The organism is Alteromonas infernus, assembly GCF_902705815.1.
This window is the reverse complement of record NZ_CACSIG010000049.1, coordinates 41,635-60,685: the sequence shown is the minus strand read 5'-3', so window position 1 is coordinate 60,685 and position 19,051 is coordinate 41,635. Positions and strand designations below refer to the sequence as shown.

At 46.6% G+C, this 19,051-nt stretch carries 16 protein-coding genes and 1 pseudogene; 11 read left to right on the top strand and 6 right to left on the bottom strand.

What is annotated here, in order from left to right; genetic code table 11:
- The first annotated feature begins 313 nt into the window (after positions 1 to 313).
- From ACX5J7_RS12475 to ACX5J7_RS12455, 5 genes and pseudogenes are all read left to right on the top strand, one after another.
- Positions 314 to 1,890, top strand: a pseudogene (locus ACX5J7_RS12475) (AbgT family transporter).
- 233 nt (positions 1,891 to 2,123) lie between these two features.
- Positions 2,124 to 3,203: a ferrochelatase gene (gene hemH, locus ACX5J7_RS12470; protein ID WP_498707297.1), complete on the top strand. Its 1,080-nt coding sequence runs from the start codon at positions 2,124 to 2,126 to the stop codon at positions 3,201 to 3,203.
- Positions 3,204 to 3,296: 93 nt separating this feature from the next.
- On the top strand, positions 3,297 to 3,704 hold the full coding sequence (locus tag ACX5J7_RS12465) for a DUF4112 domain-containing protein (protein ID WP_015068345.1): 408 nt from the start codon (positions 3,297 to 3,299) through the stop codon (positions 3,702 to 3,704).
- Positions 3,705 to 3,939: 235 nt separating this feature from the next.
- Positions 3,940 to 5,580 carry an acetolactate synthase large subunit gene (locus ACX5J7_RS12460; RefSeq protein ID WP_020744464.1) on the top strand — a complete coding sequence of 547 codons (1,641 nt, stop codon included), beginning with the start codon at positions 3,940 to 3,942 and terminating at the stop codon, positions 5,578 to 5,580.
- Between the two features lie 32 nt (positions 5,581 to 5,612).
- The gene (locus ACX5J7_RS12455; RefSeq protein WP_278383308.1) at positions 5,613 to 7,040 is read left to right on the top strand and encodes an aldehyde dehydrogenase family protein; all 1,428 of its coding nucleotides are present in this window, start codon (positions 5,613 to 5,615) and stop codon (positions 7,038 to 7,040) included.
- Positions 7,041 to 7,142: 102 nt separating this feature from the next.
- On the opposite strand, the gene ACX5J7_RS12450 is transcribed toward ACX5J7_RS12455, so the two are convergent.
- A complete protein-coding gene (locus ACX5J7_RS12450) occupies positions 7,143 to 7,502 on the bottom strand; it encodes a DUF2237 family protein (protein WP_015068342.1) in 360 nt (119 codons plus the stop codon).
- Positions 7,503 to 7,646: 144 nt separating this feature from the next.
- Between ACX5J7_RS12450 and ubiG the strand changes: the two genes are divergently transcribed.
- From ubiG to ACX5J7_RS12425, 5 genes are all read left to right on the top strand, one after another.
- The gene (gene ubiG, locus ACX5J7_RS12445; protein WP_020744463.1) at positions 7,647 to 8,399 is read left to right on the top strand and encodes a bifunctional 2-polyprenyl-6-hydroxyphenol methylase/3-demethylubiquinol 3-O-methyltransferase UbiG; all 753 of its coding nucleotides are present in this window, start codon (positions 7,647 to 7,649) and stop codon (positions 8,397 to 8,399) included.
- Between the two features lie 248 nt (positions 8,400 to 8,647).
- Positions 8,648 to 9,622 carry an esterase/lipase family protein gene (locus tag ACX5J7_RS12440; protein WP_278383306.1) on the top strand — a complete coding sequence of 325 codons (975 nt, stop codon included), beginning with the start codon at positions 8,648 to 8,650 and terminating at the stop codon, positions 9,620 to 9,622.
- On the top strand, positions 9,622 to 10,611 hold the full coding sequence (locus ACX5J7_RS12435) for a lipase secretion chaperone (protein ID WP_015068339.1): 990 nt from the start codon (positions 9,622 to 9,624) through the stop codon (positions 10,609 to 10,611). Before ACX5J7_RS12440 ends, ACX5J7_RS12435 begins: the two co-directional genes overlap by 1 nt.
- A gap of 130 nt (positions 10,612 to 10,741) precedes the next feature.
- On the top strand, positions 10,742 to 11,350 hold the full coding sequence (locus ACX5J7_RS12430; RefSeq protein ID WP_020744460.1) for a glutathione S-transferase family protein: 609 nt from the start codon (positions 10,742 to 10,744) through the stop codon (positions 11,348 to 11,350).
- Positions 11,350 to 12,009, top strand: coding sequence for a glutathione S-transferase family protein (locus ACX5J7_RS12425; RefSeq protein ID WP_278383304.1), 660 nt, complete (start codon positions 11,350 to 11,352; stop codon positions 12,007 to 12,009). The genes ACX5J7_RS12430 and ACX5J7_RS12425 overlap by 1 nt, the downstream gene beginning before the upstream one ends.
- Before the next feature lie 52 nt (positions 12,010 to 12,061).
- Here ACX5J7_RS12425 and ACX5J7_RS12420 read toward each other — a convergent pair whose 3' ends face one another.
- The gene (locus tag ACX5J7_RS12420) at positions 12,062 to 12,979 is read right to left on the bottom strand and encodes a homocysteine S-methyltransferase family protein (protein ID WP_020744458.1); all 918 of its coding nucleotides are present in this window, start codon (positions 12,977 to 12,979) and stop codon (positions 12,062 to 12,064) included.
- A 35-nt stretch (positions 12,980 to 13,014) separates the two neighbouring features.
- The gene (locus ACX5J7_RS12415) at positions 13,015 to 14,187 is read right to left on the bottom strand and encodes an ROK family transcriptional regulator (protein ID WP_287149017.1); all 1,173 of its coding nucleotides are present in this window, start codon (positions 14,185 to 14,187) and stop codon (positions 13,015 to 13,017) included.
- Positions 14,188 to 14,472: 285 nt separating this feature from the next.
- On the opposite strand from ACX5J7_RS12415, the gene ACX5J7_RS12410 reads away from it, so the two are divergent.
- Positions 14,473 to 15,441 (top strand): carbohydrate kinase family protein, encoded by a 969-nt coding sequence (locus tag ACX5J7_RS12410; protein ID WP_015068334.1) that lies wholly within the window; start codon positions 14,473 to 14,475, stop codon positions 15,439 to 15,441.
- Positions 15,442 to 15,629: 188 nt separating this feature from the next.
- Here ACX5J7_RS12410 and efpL read toward each other — a convergent pair whose 3' ends face one another.
- The 3 genes from efpL to ACX5J7_RS12395 all read right to left on the bottom strand — a co-directional run bounded on the left by efpL (position 15,630) and on the right by ACX5J7_RS12395 (position 19,050).
- Complete coding sequence (efpL, locus tag ACX5J7_RS12405) at positions 15,630 to 16,205, bottom strand: elongation factor P-like protein EfpL (protein WP_015068333.1); 576 nt, start codon at positions 16,203 to 16,205, stop codon at positions 15,630 to 15,632.
- 98 nt (positions 16,206 to 16,303) lie between these two features.
- Positions 16,304 to 18,034 carry a cisplatin damage response ATP-dependent DNA ligase gene (locus ACX5J7_RS12400; RefSeq protein WP_024017125.1) on the bottom strand — a complete coding sequence of 577 codons (1,731 nt, stop codon included), beginning with the start codon at positions 18,032 to 18,034 and terminating at the stop codon, positions 16,304 to 16,306.
- Complete coding sequence (locus tag ACX5J7_RS12395) at positions 18,034 to 19,050, bottom strand: ligase-associated DNA damage response exonuclease (RefSeq protein WP_278385015.1); 1,017 nt, start codon at positions 19,048 to 19,050, stop codon at positions 18,034 to 18,036. The genes ACX5J7_RS12400 and ACX5J7_RS12395 overlap by 1 nt, the downstream gene beginning before the upstream one ends.
- Between the last annotated feature and the right edge of the window lies 1 nt (position 19,051).

Sequence of the window (19,051 nt, the reverse complement as noted above, 5' to 3'; positions counted from 1 at the left end):
CGGTTCTGTGAGAGGGATGAGGCGGTGACGCCTCACCCTACTCGATGTGCGCTGAAGAAAGCTAAACGTATGAATCTTCACACTTATTTTCGCTATTTTTGCGGCTCGAATAGGAAAATGTACAGCAAGTTAACCTCTCATTTACCCTATCCACTGCCAAATTTTCACTAAATCGGGTAAAATACCGCCTGAATACTATTAAAACACGTCACTATTTAAGTACAAAGTTGATGCCTTCCCAGCGTTAGCTTTGATGTAGTAGACGTCAATAAACGACAGAGGGAAGATTTTGACAACGGAAAATACAAATTCAGTGTCTGCCGATAATAAGGGCGGACAAGGTGGGTTATTCTCGCGATTTCTCGCTACGGTAGAATGGTTAGGAAACCTTCTCCCCCATCCAGTTACCTTATTTGCCCTGCTTTCGCTCTTCATTGTGGTGCTAAGTGGGATACTTGGATACTTTGACTTAGCGGTGGCTGACCCTCGTCCTGTTGGCGCGAAGGGAAGAGAAGAAGACGGTATGATTGAGGTTATATCGCTGATGAGCGCCGAAGGGCTACAGCGTATTGTAACTGGCTTAGTCACTAACTTTACCGGCTTTGCCCCTTTAGGTACGGTACTCGTTGCCCTTCTAGGGGTATCGGTAGCAGAACACTCAGGGTTGCTCTCCGCTGCCATGCGTGCCCTTGTGATGAACGCCTCAAAGCGTGCAGTAACCTTCGCAGTGGTATTTGCAGGTATTATTTCTAATACGGCTTCCGAGCTTGGCTATGTAGTGCTTATACCTCTTGCGGCCATGATCTTCCACTCTTTAGGGCGTCACCCTCTTGCAGGGCTCGCGGCAGCATTCGCAGGGGTATCGGCAGGGTATAGTGCAAACTTATTATTAGGTACGGTAGACCCGCTGTTATCCGGTATTACCGAAGCAGCGGCGCACATGATTGACCCTGATTACATGGTTGGCCCAGAAGTAAATTGGTACTTCATGTTTATCAGTACTTTTGTGGTTGCGACCATGGGGGCTTTGGTGACGGAAAAAGTAGTCGAGCCCCGACTTGGCACGTTCGACCCCGCTGAAGCCTCAATAGATTTAGGCAAGCAATCGATGGATGCACTACAGATCTTGAGAAAAAAGGGTTACGTTGGGCAGGCATATCGTTTGTTATTGTTTGTGCAATATTGGCGTTAACGGTTGTGCCCGAAAATGGAATTCTGCGTCATCCAGAAACAGGTGAAGTGGCCGGTTCCCCCTTTCTTAAAGGGATAGTGGCTTTCATCTTCATCACTTTTGCTATTCCTGGGTTTGTATACGGTAAAGTGACCAAGTCGATGAAAAACGACAAAGACGTCATCGATGCCATGTCAAAAAGTATGGGGGCAATGGGCCTCTATATTACTCTGGTATTTTTCGCAGCCCAGTTTGTTGCGTTTTTTAAGTGGACGAACCTTGGCACCGTACTAGCGGTTAAAGGGGCCGCCTTGCTGCAGGCAGCAGGATTAGATGGCCCAGCAGTGTTTATTCTGTTTATTCTTATGTGTGGCGTAGTGAACTTGTCATTAGGCAGTGCCTCAGCCCAGTGGGCGGTAACGGCACCCATCTTCGTACCCATGCTTATGCTAATTGGCTATGCGCCAGAAGTTATTCAGGCGGCTTACCGAATAGGTGACTCGGTGACGAACGTTATCGCACCTATGATGAGTTATTTCGGCCTTATACTCGCTATGGCAGCAAGATATAAGAAAGACTTGGGTATGGGGACGTTAATCGCAATGATGTTGCCTTACTCCATGGTATTCATCGTAGGTTGGACAATCTTGTTCTATATTTGGGTGTTCCTACTTGGTATGCCTGTTGGGCCTGGTGCAGCAACCTACTACCAACCCTAAAGGGAGGTTAGGCTGACGGTTAAAGGTTATAAAGTAACCTTTGTACGTTAACACCCGATATAGACGCGACTTATCTGAAGCGGTAGCTGTTCTTTAAAACTGAACAGCTACCGCTTTTTTAATGGTTAAAAGCTATTGATGCAATCGCACTTTTTTGGCGTCATTTGCGATCATAAACTAAGGTAATTCAGTATAATACGTATATAGCGCAGTACTTCTCGGATTATGAATAGATGAAATACAAATCGAACAAAGGCTTTAGTCACGGACAAGCGGATAAAATCGGTGTCTTGGTCACAAATTTAGGCACGCCAGAAGCGCCAACTAAGCAAGCGCTCCGCCCCTATTTAAAAGAGTTTCTTTCTGACCCTCGGGTGGTCGAAGTGCCTAAAGCCATTTGGTGGTTTGTGCTAAACGGTATTATTTTAAATTTCCGTCCTAAACGCTCTGCTGAAGCTTATTCAACGGTGTGGACCGACGAAGGTTCACCGCTTTTGGCAATCACCAAAGCACAAGCGGCCGCCATTGCACAACGTTGTAAGGCTGAGTATGGCGATGATGTAATTGTAGATTTTGCCATGCGCTACGGTAACCCCGCCATCGGTAAGACTATTGAAGATATGTTAGCCAAGGGCGTTCGCAAGCTTGTCGTATTGCCGCTTTACCCGCAGTACAGCGCGTCAACAACAGGTTCAACGTTCGATGCCATTGCAAAAGACTTTACCTCTAGACGCTGGTTGCCAGAACTACGCTTTGTCAATCACTATCACGACCGTGATAATTTTATTACTGCGTTAGCGAATAAGGTTAAGGCGCACTGGGAAGTCCAAGGCAAAGCGGACAAATTAATATTGTCTTACCACGGTATTCCCAAGCGCTACCTTATGAACGGCGACCCTTACCACTGTGAATGCCATAAAACGTCCCGTTTATTAGCCGAGAAGTTAGGTTTATCACACGATGAATATATGACCACGTTTCAATCTCGATTTGGTCGAGAGGAGTGGTTAACACCGTATACTGACGAAACATTGAAATCGCTACCCGGCAAAGGGGTGAAGTCGATTCAAGTGATGTGTCCGGGCTTTTCCGCAGATTGCCTTGAAACTATCGAGGAAATCGGTGAAGAGAATCGCGAGTATTTCATGGAAGCCGGAGGTGAGCGATACGAATACATCGCGGCGCTTAACAGTGATAAAGAACACATCGATGTGCTTTTTGACATTGTGCAAGAGAACTTGCACGGCTGGACAGTCGAATCAGACAATGGTTTACGCGCAGGCTTAGCGAGAGCATTAGGCGCTGAAAAATAGTTCGCTTACCCTGCTTTCTGTTGCTTAAGGCGGACACAAAGCAAGGTAAATTTAGCCCAGGCATGGGCCTGAAAACCGAAGGGAGATTAAGACGTGGACGTAAAAGCACCGAAGGCACTACTTAAAGCGCAAAAGCTTGCTAACTTATTGGATACGGCCGTTAAACTCCCTTTTATTCCCATCAGAATAGGCCTCGATTCCATCGTAGGTCTTATTCCCGGGGCAGGTGATGCCCTTATGTTATTTGTCTCTTTGCGAATTGTTTGGCTTGGTAAATCGTTAGGCATGCCAAAGGCCCTTGTCGCGCAAATGGTAAAAAATTCGGCCCTCGACTTTGGTTTAGGCTTTATCCCTTTCATAGGGGATATCGTTGACGTGTTTTACAAAGCGAATCAGAAAAACGTGCGTATTATGGAACGCTGGTGGATAAGCGAAAATAAAGCCAATGTTGATGCGGCCACGAAAGCCAAACTCGCCCAATGGGAAGAGGAAAACCGTTAACCCGGTTTTCGCTCTACCTTGTGTAGCGAGTATTACCGCCTTTGGCTTACGTTGAACAACTTACTCTATCAAATCGCCGGTCATGAAGCCTCATTACTGCGATACTGGTTGGCATTGTCCTAGACCACCTGTAACTTAGGAATGTCATAAAAAAAATACCAATCGTTTTTTATGCTGAAGTCGTAGCAACCTATCAAATACATAGAAATACCTCTTTACAAGGAGCGTGCAGTACATGAAAGCGTCCGACTTATTTGTCAAAGCATTAGAAGCTGAAGGTGTTGAATACGTCTTTGGTATCCCCGGCGAAGAAAACCTCGACTTACTAGAGTCTTTGCGTGCGTCCTCAATTAAATTGGTACTCACCCGTCATGAGCAGGGGGCCGGGTTTATGGCTGCCACTTACGGCAGGCTAACCGGAAAAGTTGGCGTGTGTTTATCGACCCTAGGTCCCGGCGCAACAAACTTAGTCACGCCCGCGGCTTACGCCCAACTTGGCGCTATGCCAATGCTCATGATCACAGGCCAAAAACCGATCAAAACAAGTAAGCAAGGTCGCTTCCAAGTGATTGACATTGTCGACATGATGCGACCCATAACCAAGTTTACTAATCAAATTGTAAGTGGCGACAGAATTCCTTCCACGGTTCGTGAAGCCTTTAGGTTAGCCCACGAAGAACGCCCCGGCGCCGTTCATATTGAATTACCTGAGGACATTGCTGCCGAGGAAACTAGCGAGCAAATTTTATCGCCCAGCATGACGCGCAGACCAATTGCGGAGTACAAAGCAATTGCTGCAGCTATTTCCATGATTGAAGAAGCACAGTCGCCACTACTGCTAATAGGCGCAGGGGCCAATCGCAAACTCACTGCGAAGATGCTCAGAGAGTTTGTTGATAAAACCTGCATTCCGTTTGTGACTACGCAGATGGGTAAGGGCGTGCTCAATGAAAGCGATCCTCGCTTTGCAGGGAATACGGCCCTTTCTGACGGCGACTTTGTGCATCGCGCCATTGAAAGAGCGGACCTTATTATCAATGTGGGCCATGATGTAGTAGAGAAGCCGCCATTTTTCATGCATCACAACGATAAGAAGGTGATACACGTCAACTTTGATTCGGCCGCTGTCGACCCTGTTTACTTTCCACAGTTAGAGGTCGTTGGCGATATTGCCAATAGCATTTGGCAGATTAAAGAAGGCATTACGCCTCAGGACGATTGGAAATTAGACTTCTACAAAGATGTACACCAAGCCTATGTTGAGCACCGCGCCGAAGCAGAAGACGACAACCGCTTTCCCATTTTACCTGAAAGACTGGTTCGCGATATTCGTAAAGTGATGCCTGATAATGGTATTGTTACCCTTGATAACGGTATCTACAAAATATGGTTTGCTAGGAATTACCCTGCGTACCACCCCAATACGTTGCTTCTAGATAATGCTTTAGCGTCAATGGGGGCGGGCTTACCCTCTGCCATTGCAGCAAAATTAGTCAAACCCGATGCCCCAGTGTTAGCCGTATGCGGTGACGGTGGGTTTATGATGAATAGCCAAGAAATCGAAACCGCTGTGCGACTAAAGCTGGACCTAGTGGTGATCATCTTACGTGACGACGCGTACGGAATGATTAAGTGGAAGCAAGCTAACATGCAGTTTGATGAGTTTGGTTTGGACTACGGCAACCCCAACTTCGTTAAGTATGCGCAAAGTTACGGTGCGCAGGGGTGGCGAGTAGATGACACGGATGTGCTTATTCATCTGGTTGATAAGTGTTTGAACACAAAAGGTGTGCATATTATCGATTGCCCGGTTGATTACAGCATGAATGACAAAACACTCAATCACACAATCAAAGAGCTTAGCGCCAAGCTTTAAGCAACAGTATTGAAACGGTAAGGAGTCAAAAGATGTTGAAGGAAAGCTATCCCTATTATTTAGCCAGTGAGCCTGAGTACGCGAACACCGATTTAGAGGTAACAAACAAATATACCGGCGAGGTAGCCACTAAAGTCGCCATGGCCGATGCTGACACTATTGATAAAGCGATTGCTGCTGCGCAGCAGGCGCAACCTGCCATGGCCGCCCTGGCCCCTTATGAGAGACAAGCGGTGTTAGAGCACTGTGTTAAGCGCTTTACCGAACGCGCTGATGAGCTTGCGAAAGCCCTTTGCATCGAAGCGGGTAAACCCATTAAAGACGCGAAAGGCGAAGTTACCCGTCTTATTGATACTTTCAAAATAGCAGCAGAAGAGTCGGTTCGCATAAATGGTGAAACGGTCAACTTAGAAATATCTGCTCGCGCCAAGGGTTATCAAGGTATGACGAAAAAAGTGCCTATCGGCCCATGTTCGTTTATATCGCCATTTAACTTTCCGCTTAATTTAGCCGCCCACAAGGTTGCACCGGCTATAGCCGCCGGCTGTACCTTTGTACTTAAACCGGCTTCGCGTACACCTATTGGTGCGCTTATCATTGGTGAAGTACTGGCCGAATCCGACCTACCGAAAGGTGCATTTTCCATTTTACCGTGTAGCCGCGACGGAGCAGATTTATTCACTACAGATGAACGCCTGAAGCTGCTCAGCTTTACTGGGTCTCCAGATGTAGGCTGGGCGCTTAAAGCTAAAGCGGGTAAGAAGCCGGTAGTATTAGAGCTGGGCGGAAACGCTGCGTGTGTGGTTGATGAAGACGCCGATATCGAAGACGCTATTGAGCGCGTGATTGTAGGGGCTTATTACCAGTCAGGGCAAAGCTGTATTAGTGTTCAGCGACTGCTCGTTCACCGCAACATTTATGACGAGTTTAAAACGCGCTACGTTGAGAAAGTGAAAGGTTTAGTGTCGGGTGACCCGTCGAATGAAGATACCTTCATTGGCCCTATGATTTCTGAAGGGGAAGCTGAGCGGCTTCACAGCTGGATTGAAGAAGCGAAAGACAAAGGGGCGGCAGTTCTTTGTGGCGGTACGCGAAATGGCGCTATGCTAGACGCTACCGTGATGGAAAATGTCCCGAAAGATTGCGATGCCAGCGCCGAAGAGGCTTTTGGCCCCTTGTCTATTCTAGTACCTTTTGATGACTTCGATGAAGCACTGAAAGAAGTGAATAACAGTCGTTATGGTCTGCAGGCAGGGGTTTTCACCCGCGATATCTACAAAGCACACCAAGCGTGGAATGAGCTTGAAGTAGGCGGCGTTGTTATTGGCGATGTACCAAGCTGGCGCGTAGATAACATGCCTTATGGCGGTGTTAAAGATTCAGGGCTTGGTCGCGAAGGTATTCGCTATGCTATAGAAGATATGTCAGAAACCCGTCTCATGGTGATCCGCACGCCTTAATAATTAAGCGACCATGATAATTAAGTGACCATATTCATTAAACGACCATAATAATTAAATGAAGAGTGGCGCGCTAAATCTGGCGCGCCATAAGCGGCATCCTTATTCGGCGGCAAAGTCTTCTAGCAGGGCCAGAGGAATGATATCGAGCGCTTTCTCGTGGGTGGCTTCTAACCGTACTTTGGGCGCAACGCCGGCCTCGTAAGCTTGCAGCCAGCGCGCCGCACACAAACACCATCTATCGCCGTCTAACAATCCTGGGAACGACATACTAGGCCAAGGCGTGATAAGGTCGTTTCCTTGGCGCAGTGAAAACTGTAGAAACTCATCGGTAACAACAGCGCACACGCTATGATTACCTACATCTGCGTCAGGTACGTAACAAAAGCCCTCTCGGGTATATCCCGTATTGCCACAACACAATTGTAGTGGACGGCCATAAACATTTTTTGCATTCGCCAAAATCAAAACCCTCTTTAACTACGTATAATTATGCATAAAAGCAACGTCATATACGCGCTAATACTCACTGCTTTACCTTATTGCCATGGGTACTTAGGGTCAACAGGTATGTGTATATGTCATTACGGTTAAAGGTAAAAAATCGTGCTCGATAAAAGCAAAAAAACAGGTAATAGTAATTTTTCCGAAGAAGAAATTGCTCGCTTTGATGGCCTTGCAGACTCTTGGTGGGACCCAAACGGAAAATACAAAACCGCGCTAGAATTTAATCGAGCAAGATTGACCATAATTAAAACCCAATTAGAGAACCACTTTGGTAAAGGGAATCTTCCTCCAGACTATTCTGCGTTATCGATCATCGATATCGGCAGTGGCGGTGGTCTCATCAGTGAACCTTTGGCCGCGTTAGGGGCAAAGGTGACGGGTATTGATGCCAGTTCAGTAAGTGTTGAAGTTGCGAAACGTCATGCGCTAAAAAGTGGCGTAGACGTCGAGTATAAACATATGCTGTCAAGTGAAGCGGTAATGACTGGCCAGCAATATGACGTTGTGATCAACGCCGAGGTGGTAGAGCATGTACCTGACCAGCGTCAGTTAATTAATGAGTGTGCAAGCCTAGTTAGACCGGGTGGTTTACTCATCCTAGCAACGCTTAACAGAACAATTAAAAGTTATGTAATTGCCATAGTGGGCGCTGAATATGTGATGCGCTATTTGCCTGTGGGCACTCACGACTGGCGTAAATTTGTAAAACCCCAAGAGTTACAAGCGTGGGTGGGTGACAGGTTTGCGCTAAAACACCAAACGGGTATGCGCCTCAATCCCTTTAAAGGTGAATGGTTAACAACGCCAAGCCTGTCGGTCAATTTTATCCAAGCGTATTCTAAGCATGAATAATAGGTTATTAGTTCTATTTATTCCCTCTATTGCCTTAAAAAATAGTATAGAAAGTCATAATTAGAAGCGAATCTAGCTTTTTGAATTTGCTAAGTATTATTAATCGAAAAAGGACAAGCGACTTACCCAGCTATCCTCACCGAATATTAAAATCGCAATACGATGGTTGATCTTTACACTGTGTTAACATAATTATAACAATGGTCTGACCACAGACCATTCCTAAACATAATTATGGGGCACACACCATGCAACGCAATAACTATAATCACGCAAGACAGACACTTGCTGTTACCTTGTTCAGCGTCATTGCACTGTTTACTCTTGCCACGGGCTACTCGGGGCAAGCACAAGCGGATACATACGCTAAAACAAAACATCCGATTGTCCTTGTTCATGGCCTTTTCGGTTTCGAAGATGTCCTGTTTGTTGACTACTTTTACAAAGTGCCTCACAAACTCAGTCGAAACGGTGCGGTGGTTTACATCGCTGAAGTTTCACCGGCAAATTCTACAGAAGTGCGTGGGGAGCAGCTTCTAGAATATATCGATGAAGTATTAGCGCTCTCCGGTGCCGAAAAAGTCAATTTGATAGGCCATAGTCACGGCGGTCCTACTGCGCGCTATGCAGCGAGTGTTGCGCCGAATAAAGTGGCCTCTGTAAGCTCGGTAGCGGGTGTAAATTGGGGAAGTAAGGTCGCTGACCAGCTTAGAGACGCTTTTGCAGAAGATTCCGTGGGCGAAGGCGCCGTAGGGGTCGTTGTTGACGCGTTTGCCAACATTATAGAAATTGCTTCAGGCTCAGACCCAAGAGAGAAGCCAACCGATTCAATTGCTGCGTTAAACTCTTTGTCTACATCAGGTTCAGTGGCGTTTAACCAAAAGTATCCAGAAGGCATGCCGACAGCGTATTGCCGCAACGACGGTAAGATGTTGGCAGACAATGGTGTGTATTATTTCTCGTGGAGTGGCGGTAGAACTTATACTAATGCTCTTGACGTCGTTGATCCTTTTCTAGCTATTACCGGCACAGCGTTTAAGGAGCCAAACGACGGCTTAGTATCAACCTGTAGTTCGCATTTAGGAAAGGTGCTTAAAGACAATTATAAAATGAATCATCTAGATGAGGTGAATCAGAGCTTTGGCATCACCCATTGGTTTGAAACCAACCCTGTTGATGTGTTTGTTCGTCAGGCAAATAGACTAAAAGCGTTAGGGCTGTAGTGAAGCTTTTACGTAAGCGCTATATAGTGGCTATAGGAGGGCTTAGTGCTCTCCTTGTCACGTTAAGCTATACCTTTTATTTTAACGGTTCGCCAGAAGTTAGGGGCAATCAAATACACCGCGCGGTCAAAGAAAGTTCGCTTGCCAAAAGTACTTTTGACAGTGAGCAACCAGCTATCCAAACTGAAGCAAAGCAGCAAACTAGCACTCGTCGAACCCCCGTTTCGCAAGACGATGTAGGGCTTATTGCTTTTGAACTAAGCTATACAACCAAAGATCTTTTTGACCGCTTCATATTCCAAAGAACCAGTGATGTACCTGACGTTATTAAGCGTGCCTATGTATCGCACGCTAAGGTGTCTTTTACGGTATCGTCGCGGCAGGTGGCCACTGATTTGTTTTCTCGCTATGTCGATTATAAAGTGGCGTTGTCGTCAACAGAATTAGACATTGATCTAGCCACGCACAGCCTGCGAGATATTTCATATAAATTAGATGAGCGGGAAGACCTTCGGCGCGCATATTTTTCAGAAAACGAATATCACTATTTATTTAGCCGAGATGCGAAAGTAGACGAAGCGGCCCTTGCCCGACTTGCTCTAGCGCAGGAAAGTCATTTATCCAAAGAGGTGCGCAAGGGGCTGATTGTCGAGTCGATTAAAGCAGGCAATAGCGAAGAAAGGACAGTGTTTCAGCCTACGCTTAATATGCATCGCATTAACGAGATAAAGCGGGCGCATGGGAGTTTAAATGACCGCTATAATGCAGTAGCAGCGGAATTTGGCCCTGAGGTAGCAGAGCGATTAACGCAGACGTGGAAGCAGCAGGCTGAATGGAAAAGTCGTGTGGCAGAATTTGAGCGCTACCGAGACACGTTAAAGCAGCAGTCGCTGACGGCGCAGGCGTTTGAAGAAGCATTAGCCGACTATCAAAGCCAAAAGTTTAGTGTAAACGAGATAAAACGCTTGAAAGTACTGACGTCGCTTTAGAGGTATAACCATAAAGGTGCTGAATAGTTTTACTGAGATACAGAGTGATTTGAAACCAAGTAGTTCAGTTACTACTCTAAGCTTTGCTGTTACACCCTATAACGCGTGAATAAGCCTCGAGACAAAAACTATGAAAATTTACGAAACGAAAACCGCGCCGAATCCCCGTCGAGTACGCATGTTTTTAGCCGAAAAGGGCATTGATGTTGATTACGTTCAGGTCGATATCCAAAAAGGCGAAAACTTAAGTGCTGAAATGCGAGCTAAAAACCCTTTAGGGAAAATACCTATTTTAGAGCTTGATGACGGTACCTGTATTGCCGAAACGGATGCGATTTGTACCTATTTTGAAGCACTCCAACCAGAACCACCACTAATGGGAACGACGCCAGTAGAAAAGGCAACCATCTCTATGTGGCAGCGACAAGTAGAGTTGGCGTTTATGATGCAAGTTGGCATGTGCTTTCAGCATACAACGGGCTACTTTAAAGATCGCATGACCCCAGTACCAGAGTTTGGTAAAGAGGCGGGTATTAATGCGTCGAAATATCTCAATATTCTCGAGCGCCGACTTGGCGTTAAAGAGTTTATAGCGGGCGATAGGTTCTCTATAGCCGACATTACCGCCTTGTGTGCTATGGATTTTGCGCGAGTGGTTAAAATTCGAATGAAGGACGAGCACGTAAACTTAACGCGCTGGTACGAGGCGGTAAGCAGCAGAGCGAGTGCAAACGCCTAATGATAGATTTATACACAGCAGCGACACCGAATGGGTGGAAAGCCTCGGTGGCTTTAGAAGAAATGGGCCTCAAATACACGGCACATGGCGTCAACTTAATGAAAGGGGAGCAGAAAACCCCTGAGTTTTTAGCCATGAACCCCAACGGTCGCATTCCTGTCATTGTTGATAGAGAAAAGGATGGGCATGTAGTCTTCGAATCGGGCGCTATCATGATATATCTGGCAGAAAAGACGGGCATGTTTTTACCGCGTGACGCCAAGCGCAAGAGCCAAGTTATTCAATGGCTCATGTTTCAAATGGGCGGTATTGGCCCCATGATGGGCCAGGCGAATGTCTTTCATCGCTACTTGGAAGAGAAGATACCCGTTGCTATCGCCCGATATCAAAACGAAGTGCGGCGTTTATTTACGGTGCTCGATGGCCATCTTGAAAACAAAGCATACTTAGTCGATGACTACAGCATTGCTGATATGGCTAACTGGTGCTGGGTGCGCACGTACGAGTGGTCTGGTGTTAGCATCGAAGGGCTAGACAATCTTATTCGCTGGAAGAACAGTATTGAAGCGAGGCCTGCAGCACGCAGAGGTGTGGAAGTGCCGAACAAAATCGATAAAGAAGCGTTGATAAAAGGGGCGAAAAACGTTGTTACGAAATAGCGTTTACATCATGATGTTCCGCCCCTTTAAGCGGTGCTGATGCCGTTAGCAATTAGTTCGTTTGCGTTTCAAGAAACTCGCTAATTACTTTGATATGTTCTGGACCAATACCACAGCAGCCCCCAACGGTGCTCGCGCCTGCCGCTATCCAAGATTTAACGTAATCAAGATAGCGCGCGGGGGTAACGTCATCACGTAGTTCAGATAAAAGTGCGTTAGCTTGGTGGCTACGTTTTCTCTCTGAAAAGCTATTCGCATAGGCGCCAATAGCAATGTTGGGGTTTAATTTGCGTGTAATGGTAATCGCACTTTCCATTTCTTCTGGCTGTGAGCAGTTGAAAAGTACACGTTCAACATCGCGCAGCACGGGCACTATTTTTTCTAAAGGCTCGCCAGAGCGAAGGGTAACAGGCTCATCTGTTGACGCTCTATTGTGCAGAGAAAACGACAGCCAGATGGGGCGGGAAGAAAGCGTTTTAATCAGTGAAACTACGGCTTCGGCCTCTTCAATTGAACTAGCAGTTTCAATTAACCATACGTCGATATAAGGCGCTTGGGCTTCGATAAGAGGCATCAGAATCTCACTTACCCTGCTCGCGTCGAAGAGGTCTGGGCGGTAAGAGCCAAAAGCGGGGGGAATACAGCCCGCCACCGATAATTTACCTTCTTGTTCACCTTGCTGGGCGTTAACGGCATCTCTTGCTAGCTTAGCTGCTGTTTCGGCAAGCTTGAATGCTTGCTCATTAAAGGTTTGCTCACCAATGTGAAACGGCACCAATGCGTAGGCATTGGTCGTAATAACGGTGGCACCTGCATTCAAAAAGTGGGTATGGACATCACTGACTAACTCAGGGCTTTGCATTAACGCTAGTGCAGACCATTCTGGTTGTCTAAAAGGCGCGCCAATTTTTTTAAGTTCCCGGCCCATTCCACCGTCTAAAATTTGAATTGCTTTATCACCTGCCGTCATGAAAACCTTAACTGTATATCTATGTTACTGAATGATTAATAATAGTTAGCTTGAAGTGCTAAATTTGCGCTTCCAATAGATTGCGCCTTGCCGCCCACGTAGCCAGGGCTAATTTGAACCTCTGCTATGCCCCGCATATCCAACTGCTGCATTGTTTCATGTGTTTGCTTAACCAGTAAGCGTTTTACGTCGCTAGGCACTGCGCCGTCAATAATTACGCCGTCTAAATCTAAAAGGCTCATTGCGCACTGTGTTGCAAATGCTAGCCCTTTAGCGGTCTCGCTAATCCAACGGTTTACAATATCTTCGTCGCAAAGCCAATGAGAGGGAGATTCATAGATATGCTTGCCATTTAGGCCCGCATCTATCAGTTTTCGTTCCAATAAATAGAGTGAAGATTGGGTAATTAATTGGCGCTGTTCGCTGCCGTTGAAAAAAGGTAGCGAGCCTATTGCTCCCGCGTTACCCGTTTTCCCATTTACCAATTGACTGTTAAGAACAAGCCCGCCACCTAAAAAGGTGCCAACGAAGATATATAAAAAGCTATTGTAGCTTTCAGGGTTGCCAAAGGACATCTCGGCACTGCACGCGGCCCCAGCATCGTTTTTAATAAATACGGGTAGGGTTAATAAATCTTCAAGTGCGGTTTGCGGGTTGAACTCTTTCCATTCTTCTAGCTCTTTTTGAGGTGCGCCGGCTTCTTCTGCCCAGCTCCAAATTTCAAAAGGCATGGCAACGCCCAAGCCCCTGATCAGCCCTTGTTGCTCATCGCTTAAATTTTTAACCAAAACATTAAAGGCACGCTGAGCAAAAGTGAGTAAATTACCTACCGTTGGATACGCAAACTTTTCGTGAAGCGTTGCCCTTACGCTACCTTTTAAATCGAGCAACGTCATATCGAAGCTACGGCGACCAACCTTAAGCCCAATACCAAACGCCCCATTTTCATTAAGGCCAAATGGCACCTTGGGCTGGCCAACTCCGCCTTTAATCGGCTTTAGTCTCTTAACTAGGCCATCAGCTTCTAACTTTTTGATGATCACGGTAGCAGATTGTGCAGACAGCCCCGTTAATTGCGCAATGTCTGCTTTTGGCAGTGCGGCACGTTGACGAATAAGAGTGAGAATCTCTCGTTCATTTGCAGAGCGATTATCGAGTAGCAATGGCGTTTTTTGGGATGGCAAGTGAAAAGCCGGTTCAATATTCAATGTAATTACAATCTTTCGTTAAGTGAAGCTAGAGTTTAATAACAACCCAGTCGTGTATCAAATATAAGAAGTGGTGTAGGTGGTTGTTCAGAAATAACTTTCTTTATTAAGTAAACACAAACACTATCACATCCTACAATTCTTGCGCAAAATGTTAAATCAATTGAGTTGATTTAATTGTTTCTTTCGACAATACTATGCCCCAATTAATTAACGATTCGTTAACCTTGTGCTTTTCGCGCAACGTTAAATGCCCATTTTTTGAATTTTGTAAGCGAGGCTGGTATGAAAATTTTATGTTTAGGTGAAGTGCTTATTGATATGTTAAGCCAAGGTGCGGCGCCCAAAGATGGCAACATACCAGCCATGAAACCTTTTCAACCCTATGCTGGTGGTGCACCTGCTAATGTAGCGGTAGCGGTAGCGCAGCTGGGCGGTGAAAGTGCAATGGTATCGAAAGTAGGCGACGATACTTTTGGCGCGTTTCTTAAAGAGATGCTTGAGCACTACAAAGTAAACACTGACTTTGTATGGACCACCCAAGAAGGCAATACCGCGCTTGCGTTTGTAAACCTTGATGAAGACGGTGAGCGCTCGTTCGACTTTTACGTTGATAATGCCGCGCATAAGCACATTTCAGAGCAAGACCTGTCGACTATTGATTGCGACAAAAATACCGTGCTTCACTTCTGCTCAGGCTCAATTTCTGGACCAGAACTTATTCCTGGTACCGAGTTTATTCTAAACAAGGCGAAGGATAACGGCATGATGGTGTGCTTGGATATCAACTACCGCCCTGCGTTTTGGGATGATACAGTGAACGCGCCAAGCCGCATTGACGAAGCCGCTAAGAAAGTGTCTATTCTAAAGGCAAGCCGTGAAGAGCTGGCTGAACTTTATGGTGAAGAAAATGCAGATACAAAAGTGCAGCAGTGGCTAGATAGCGGCGTTAAAGTTGTACTGGTTACCGATGGCGGCGAGCCAATTCACTATATCACTAAGTCGTTCAGCGGCACGCTAGCATCGCCAAAAATGGATGTAAAAGACACCACCGCAGCGGGTGACTCGTTCATTGGCGGTTTTCTGTATTTCCTTTCAACGAAAGTGAAAAACGCAGATGAGTTCGACGCTTGGGCAGAAAACTTTGAAAATGTAAGCGAAGCTACCGAATTTGCCATTCGCTGTGGGGCTTACACGGTAACCCAGTACGGTGCCTTCAGTGCATTGCCGACCCAAGCGAATATCGCTAAATAAGTTATTTAATAAACGGTTGCACAATAAAAAGAGGGTTCAAATTTGAACCCTTCAGATTGATGGTAAACCCCTCTTTTTTCGGAGGGGTTTATTTTTTCTAGTAACAGAAGACTGCGTTTTTGCTTCTAACAACACGTGCTGACGGCACGAAGAGCGGTAGGCTAACGCGCTCACCGTTTGAGTCTAGGTTAGTGCTTATCCGCTCTGCTTTGGAATTTACGCTCTTCGGTGTTTACCTTAATCCACTCTCCGGTGCTGATATATTCAGGCACCTGCACAACCAACCCTGTTGAAAGTGTGGCCGGTTTGGTACGTGATGTTGCCGACGCGCCTTTGATGGAAGGGTCGGTTTCAACCACTTCAAGCTCAACGCTCATGGGCAAGTCTAAGGCAACCGGTACTTCGCTAACGATGACAACCTGAATGCCATCGGTATCTTCGTTGATAAACAGCGCCTCGTTTTCAATGCTGTCCTTGTTCAGGTGGTAAGGTGTATAGTCTTCTTTATCCATGAACACATACTCTTCGCCGTCAATATAAGAAAACATTGCAGGGCGACGTATTAAGTCGGCCATATCCAGCGTGTCTGAGTCTTTAAATGTTTCGTCGTATTTTGCACCGGTGACCACGTCGTACATACGCATACGATAAATACTGCCACCCGCGCGGCCTTGAGGAACAGAGCGTTCAATGTCTCTTACAATGCAAGTTTTTCCGTCAAATACCACGGTGTTATTCTTTTTAATTTCACTAGCCTTAGGCATGGCGACTTCCTATTGTTTTGTTTTTTTCAGGTCCAAGCCTGATTCTATTGCTTAAGCCATTCTCTGCGATTTTGCGCTACTTAGAAAGCTTTTTAGTGTCATTGCTCTATCAAGGCTTTCACGTTGGCTAGGGTGTCAGCTTCATCAGCGGGCTTGTCCCAGCGAATACGGTGAATGCGAGGAAAGCGCAGCGCGACGCCCGATTTATGTCTTGATGAAGGGTGAGCAGCGTCGAAGGCCACTTCTAATACGAGTTCTTTTTTAACTTCTCGTACGGGCCCGAAGCGGCCGACGGCATTGCGTCTTACCCAATTATCAAGCTTCTTAAGCTCTTCATCGGTGAAGCCTGAATATGCTTTCCCAATGGGCAGTAGTTGGTTGTCTTCCCACGCACCAAAGGTGTAATCAGAATAGAAGCTTGAACGTTTTCCGTGCCCCCGCTGCGCGTACATCATAACCGCGTCAACAACCAGCGGATCGCGCTTCCACTTAAACCATTTGCCCTTCGGCCGGCCGGGAATGTACTTACTATCAAGGCGCTTTATCATCAGCCCTTCAACTGCACGGTTTTGACAAACTTGAGTGTGAAGCTTGCGAAGGCTTTGAGGGGAGGTAGCGGTAAGGGTTTCTGATAGAAACAAACGGTTGTTACTATTTTCGCTAAACCACTTTTCAAGGGCTTGGCGCCGAGCTTTCAACGTTTTTTCAGTGAGATCCTCACCATTAAGCACTAAGGCGTCGTACACAATGAGCCCTACAGGAGCGGAAGACTGTAGCGCTTTGCTTGGTTTTTTCTTATTAAGGCGCTGCTGAAGCGCGTTGAAGGTGTCCACATCCGGCTGTGTGGCGAGCGAAACCTGTGAGCCGCTTTTATCAATCAGCGTTTTCTCATTATTCGCACTTGTTTTAGCTGAGCCTTCGGTTGAGTCATAGCGATCCTCCACGTTATGGATAACAAGCAATTCACCGTCTAGCACCATGTTACCATTTATGGTTTCAAGTAAGTCTGGGAATGAGTGGCTGATGTCATCGCCAGTCCGAGAGAAGAGCGCCTTTTCGGGCTGATCTTCATCGGGCGCACGGTTGTTATTGTGTCTATCATCAAAGGTTGTATTTGACTTAACAACGAGCTGTACACGAATGCCGTCGTACTTGTTTTCAATTTGCCATGTGTCTTTAGTGAATGCGTCAATGTCGCTATCTTCAATGGGGTGAGAGAGCATGACAGGGTGAAAGGTTACCGCGTTTTCAATATCGGGTTTATCGGCTTTGCCTTCTAGCCATGAAAGCATATCCACGTAGGGCGGGGTTACCGCGTGCCATAAGGTTTCAATGTCCTTGATATCTTTGTTGCCGTAATCTGCGAGTATTTGTTTAATAGAGCGGGCCGACACGCCTATGCGCAGACCGCGCGTCCCTAGTTTCAGTAACGCCCAGCGCTGGGCAGGTGTCATTATGGTTAGATAATGGGCCAAGGTGTCAGACACCTTTTGCTTACTCACCGACGCAAACGTTTCTACCACTTCCGTAAGGCTTGGAAGCGAGTCTGTAGGCTCGCTATGCGGCCATAAATGGGCCACGGTTTCGCTAACTTCACCGACATAATCGTAGCTCATGGCAAAAAGGGCGGGGTCGGTGTGTTCGATAATAAGCTTCTTTACCGTATTGCGCTTGAAAAAATCGAAGCGCAGCGTGCCTGCCATAGCGGCAATGGCCCAGCCGCGGTCAGGGTCTGGCGTATTGGCAATGTAGTCAGCGATAAGCTGCGCTTTTGCCTTGGTTCCAGCGGTGTAATAAAGCTGTTCAAGTAAGTTACTGAATGCCTCCACTAGTCGCCTCCTTGCTCTTCTTCATCATAACCAACTAGCGATAATGCTCTGGCTTTAAACCCCATTTTTTCTGCCTGATATATTAAAGCGTCTTCTCTGCCGTGGGTCACCCACACTTCTTTCGGGTTGACTTCTTCAATGGTTTGCAGCAATTCGGGCCAGTCGCAATGATCAGAGATAATAAGCGGTAGTTCGGCATTTTTTTGCTTCGCGCGAGCGCGAATTTGCATCCAACCAGACGCCACAACCGGGCGCACGTTAGGCAAGCTTCGTGACCACCTGTCGGCGAGTGCCGAAGGGGGCGCAATGACTATCTCACCGGTTAGTGTTTTCTTATCTGCAACTTCAGATACCGGAATTAACTCACCCAAGTCTATTCCTAATTGCTTGTATAAATCGCACAGCTTGAGCTGCGCACCATGTAAGTAGATTGGCTTTGTGTAACCCGCCTCACGTAGCGCTAATATAACCCGTTGGCATTTACCTAGTGCATAAGCGCCTACTAGATGGCATCGATCGGGAAACACGCGTAATGAATGAAGCAGCTTTTCAATTTCATGTCCAATAGGTGGATGTTTAAAGACAGGAAGCCCAAAAGTAGCTTCGGTAATTAATACATCGCAAGGGACAACTTCAAACGGAGGGCATGTGGGGTCGTGACGGCGCTTGTAATCGCCAGAGACCACAACGCGGTAACCGCCGTATTCAATTAAAATTTGTGTTGATCCTAGAATATGTCCAGCGGGATAAAAGGTGGCTTTTACATCATTAAAATTAATGGTTTCACCCATTGCTACAGTGTGCTGCTGAATCGCCATATCTTCACCGTAGCGGGTTTGCATAATGGCCAGTGTTTCTGAACTTGCGTACACACTGTTATGGCCAGCTCTTGCGTGATCAGCGTGGCCGTGTGTAACAAGCGCTGTCGCCACTTCATTCATTGGGTCAATGTAAAACTCACCAGGCTCACAATAAAGGCCGGTATCGTCAGCTTTCAGCCAGGTTGATGGATGCACT

Coding starts and splice junctions, on each gene's coding strand:
- ACX5J7_RS12425 (WP_278383304.1), top strand. CDS start 11,350: ATGATAGATTTATACACAGCAGCGACACCGAATGGGTGGAAAGCCTCG.
- hemH (WP_498707297.1), top strand. CDS start 2,124: ATGAAATACAAATCGAACAAAGGCTTTAGTCACGGACAAGCGGATAAA.
- ACX5J7_RS12455 (WP_278383308.1), top strand. CDS start 5,613: ATGTTGAAGGAAAGCTATCCCTATTATTTAGCCAGTGAGCCTGAGTAC.
- ACX5J7_RS12430 (WP_020744460.1), top strand. CDS start 10,742: ATGAAAATTTACGAAACGAAAACCGCGCCGAATCCCCGTCGAGTACGC.
- efpL (WP_015068333.1), bottom strand. CDS start 16,205: ATGCCTAAGGCTAGTGAAATTAAAAAGAATAACACCGTGGTATTTGAC.
- ACX5J7_RS12420 (WP_020744458.1), bottom strand. CDS start 12,979: ATGACGGCAGGTGATAAAGCAATTCAAATTTTAGACGGTGGAATGGGC.
- ACX5J7_RS12460 (WP_020744464.1), top strand. CDS start 3,940: ATGAAAGCGTCCGACTTATTTGTCAAAGCATTAGAAGCTGAAGGTGTT.
- ACX5J7_RS12410 (WP_015068334.1), top strand. CDS start 14,473: ATGAAAATTTTATGTTTAGGTGAAGTGCTTATTGATATGTTAAGCCAA.
- ACX5J7_RS12440 (WP_278383306.1), top strand. CDS start 8,648: ATGCAACGCAATAACTATAATCACGCAAGACAGACACTTGCTGTTACC.